This is a genomic window from Sulfitobacter sp. HI0129, from assembly GCF_001635395.1.
Lineage (GTDB): Bacteria > Pseudomonadota > Alphaproteobacteria > Rhodobacterales > Rhodobacteraceae > Sulfitobacter.
Map to the genome: position 1 here is coordinate 1 of NZ_LWGH01000445.1, position 3,835 is coordinate 3,835.

3 protein-coding genes are annotated in these 3,835 nt (G+C 62.8%); all 3 read right to left on the bottom strand.

Annotated features, from left to right (window positions below; genetic code table 11):
- Positions 1-117: 117 nt before the first annotated feature.
- A complete protein-coding gene (locus tag A3764_RS12135) occupies positions 118-1,191 on the bottom strand; it encodes an ABC transporter ATP-binding protein (protein ID WP_067928072.1) in 1,074 nt (357 codons plus the stop codon).
- 14 nt (positions 1,192-1,205) lie between these two features.
- Positions 1,206-2,294: an ABC transporter ATP-binding protein gene (locus tag A3764_RS12140; protein WP_067928075.1), complete on the bottom strand. Its 1,089-nt coding sequence runs from the start codon at positions 2,292-2,294 to the stop codon at positions 1,206-1,208.
- An 11-nt stretch (positions 2,295-2,305) separates the two neighbouring features.
- The coding region (gene glpD / locus A3764_RS12145) for a glycerol-3-phosphate dehydrogenase (RefSeq protein ID WP_067951628.1) at positions 2,306-3,835 on the bottom strand (1,530 nt) is incomplete at its 5' end.

The window sequence follows — 3,835 nt, forward strand, 5'->3', positions numbered from 1 at the left end:
TTTGTAACGCTACCGACGCACCAGGCATTCTCGGCCTCCCTAGGTCGGGCATGGCGCTTATCTGCCGGTGTGTCCTCGAGGCGGACGAAGCTGCGACGGCTCGGAGCAAACGAACGCTCATGCCGCCCCCCTGACCAGCCAGTCATTGGCATAGACGTTCACATGATCCCGCTCGAAGGTGACACGGTTCATGTCGGCGCTGATCCGGTCGTCCTCGCCCGCGATGATGTTGATGTCGTTCCCGAAGAATTCGGCGCGGATGATCTTGTGGCGGCCCACGTCCTCCACCCGGCGCACCTTCACGGGCAGTCCCTCGCTCTGGGAAAGGCGGACGTATTCGGGCCGCACGCCGATCTCAACCTTGCCATCTAGCGGTTTGTAGCCTTGCGAAAGCTCCACATAGGAGCCGTCCACATAGGCGCGGTTGCCGTCGATCTTCGCGGGGATCACGTTCATGCCCGGCGAGCCGATGAAATAGCCCACGAAGGTATGTTCGGGCCGCTCGAAAAGCTCCTCCGGCGTGCCGATCTGCACCACGCGGCCATCGTACATCACGACCACCTTGTCGGCGAAGGTCAGCGCCTCGGTCTGGTCATGGGTGACATAGATCATCGTATGGCCGAAATCGTGGTGCAGCTTCTTGAGCTGGGTGCGCAGTTCCCACTTCATATGCGGATCGATCACGGTGAGGGGCTCGTCGAAGAGCAGCGCGTTCACGTCCTTGCGCACCATGCCCCGGCCGAGGCTGATCTTTTGCTTGGCATCCGCCGTGAGGCCGCGCGCCTTGCGGTTCAGCATGTCCTCCATGCCGATCATCCGCGCGATCTCCTGCACGCGGGTGGCGACGTAGGATTCGTCCCGGCCCCGGTTGCGCAGCGGAAAGGCGAGGTTATCGCGCACCGTCATCGTGTCGTAGACCACCGGAAACTGGAAGACCTGGGCGATGTTGCGCTCCGCCGTCGGCGCATGGGTCACGTCCTGCCCGTCGAAAAGAACCCGCCCCTGACTGGGCTGCAGAAGCCCCGAGATGATGTTGAGCAAGGTGGATTTGCCGCACCCGGAGGAGCCGAGCAGGGCATAGGCCGCGCCATCGTCCCAAACGTGGTTCAACTCCTTCAGGGCAAAGTCATCCTCTCCCGTCGGGTTGGGCAGGTAGGAATGGGCGAGGTTGTCGAGTGTGATCTTGGCCATCTGTCAGTTCCCCTTCAGGCCGCCAGCGCATAGGCGGCTGGTGCGACCAACTTGCCGTCTTCGCTGAAGATGTAGACATGGCGCGGATCTAGCCAGACGGTCAGCGCCTCGCCGAGGGCAAGGTCATGCACCCCATGCACCAGCCCGACCCAGCGATCCCCGTGATGATCGAGATGCACGAAGGTTTCCGACCCGGTCAGTTCCGTCACCTGCAGCGTCGTGGCGAATTCCAGCGCGTCACCCGCATGCTGCCCGATTTCCAGATGATTGGGCCGGAAGCCCGCCTGGTAGCGACCATCGGCCAATTCGGCGAGCTTGCCCTGCGCGGGGGCGCTTTGCCCCTTGCCGAACATGATCCGGTTACCCGTCTTGGAGATCTGGAGGAAATTCATCGGTGGGTCGCTGAAGACGCGGGCGGTCGTGGCGTCGACCGGCTGGCGGTAGACCTCCGGCGTAGGCCCGAACTGCGTGACCTTCCCCTCCCAGAGGGTTGCGGTCTTGCCGCCCAGCAGCAGGGCCTCTTCGGGTTCCGTGGTGGCGTAGACGAAAATCGCGCCCGAGGCTTCGAAGATCTTCGGGATCTCGACGCGCAACTCCTCCCGCAGCTTGTAGTCAAGATTGGCGAGCGGCTCATCCAGCAACACAAGGCCTGCGTTCTTGACCAGGGCCCGCGCCAATGCGCAGCGCTGCTGCTGCCCGCCCGAGAGTTCAAGCGGCTTGCGATCCAGCATCGGGGTCAGCTGCATCAGATCCGCCGCTTCACGCACACGGCGATCAATCTCGGCCTTGCTCTCGCCCATCAGGCGGATGGGCGAGGCGATGTTGTCATAGACCGTCATGGAGGGGTAGTTGATGAACTGCTGATAGACCATGGCGACCTTGCGGTCCTGCACCCGCTGCCCGGTCACGTCCTGACCCTGCCAGAAAATCTGCCCGGTGGCGGGCACGTCCAGCCCGGCCATCAGCCGCATGAGAGAGGTCTTGCCCGATGTGGTCGGCCCCAGCAGGACGTTCATCGTCCCCTGCTCCAGCGTGAGGTCGGTGGGATATATGTGGGTCTGCCCTTCGACAGTCTTTGACACGCCCCTGAGTTCCAGCGTCATCGGTTCTCCTCCTATTCCGCGGCGGCGGGGGTGCTTCCCGCGCGTTGAGCCATCCAGTCGGCCAGGGTTTGCGCCTGCTTCGCGCTGAGGCGAAGACCCAGCTTGCTGCGCCGCCACAGGATGTCTTCGGCGGTGCGGGCATATTCCCGTTGCATCAGCCAGATCACTTCGGCCTCCGTCAGCGTCGCTCCGAAATCACGGCCCAGATCGCGCGCCTCCCCGGCGCCGCTCAGGACTTTCCGCGCTTCGGTCCCATAGGCCCGCACCAAGCGGCGCGCCCAGAACTGATCGAGGAAAGGATGCGCCTCTTGCAGCTCTTGCACAAGATTTTCCACGCCATCGACGGGGAAGTCCCCGCCCGGAAGCGGCACACCGGCTGTCCAGGAACCTTTCGCGACCGTCAGATGTTTGCCGATCTTCTCCAGCGCGCTGTCGGCCAGCCGCCGGTATGTGGTGATCTTGCCGCCGAATATGTTCAGCACAGGCGCACCGCCCGCGGCGTCGATCTTCAGCGTGTAGTCCCGTGTCGCCGCCGTGGCGCTGCTGGCCCCGTCATCATAGAGCGGCCGCACCCCGGAATAGGTATGCACGACGTCATCCGTGGTCAGTTGTCGCTTGAAATACTGGTTGGCGAAATCGATCAGATAGGCCTGTTCTTCCGGGGTACATTCAGGTTTCCGGCCGGGGGCGCTATGCTCGACATCGGTCGTGCCGATCAGGGTAAAATCGGTTTCATAGGGTATGGCGAAGATGATCCGCCCGTCCGTGCCCTGGAAGAAATAGCATTTGTCATGATCGTAGAGCCTGCGGGTCACGATATGGCTGCCCCGCACCAGCCGAACGCCTTCGCGGGAATTCAGGCGGATACGCGTCTGGATGATGTCACCGACCCATGGGCCGCCCGCGTTAACGAGCATCCGGGCCCGGTACACCTCTGTTTCGTTTTCGCTATTGCGCGTTTCGATCCGCCAGTGATCGCCTTCGCGCGCCGCGCTGATGACTTCCGTCCGGGTCAGGATACGCGCCCCGCGCGCTTCGGCGTCCCGGGCGTTGAGCACGACGAGCCGCGCATCCTCCACCCAGCAGTCGGAATATTCGAAAGCCTTTTCGAACCGCTCCTGCAGGGGCGCGCCCTCTGGCGTGCTGCGCAGGTCCACCGTGGAGGTCGGCGGCAGGATCTTCCGCCCGCCGAGATTGTCGTAGAGAAACAGGCCAAGACGAATGAGCCACGCGGGCCTGCGCCCCTTCATCCAAGGCATGAACAGGTTGAGCAATTTGGACGTGGGTGTATCCGTTTCGAAACGCATATCTTCATGATATGGAAGGACGAATCGGCGCGGCCAACTGATATGCGGCATCGCCTTCAGCAAAACCTCACGCTCGATCAGCGCCTCACGCACAAGGCGGAATTCGAAGTATTCCAGATACCGCAGACCGCCATGAAAGAGCTTGGTCGATGCTGAAGACGTGGCCGAGGCCAGATCGTTCATTTCCGCCAGCGTGACAGACAGGCCGCGACCCGCTGCATCCCGCGCGATGCC

Bases quoted from the DNA above. Each gene is read 5' to 3' on its own strand.
- A3764_RS12135 (WP_067928072.1), bottom strand. From the start codon at position 1,191: ATGGCCAAGATCACACTCGACAACCTCGCCCATTCCTACCTGCCCAAC.
- A3764_RS12140 (WP_067928075.1), bottom strand. From the start codon at position 2,294: ATGACGCTGGAACTCAGGGGCGTGTCAAAGACTGTCGAAGGGCAGACC.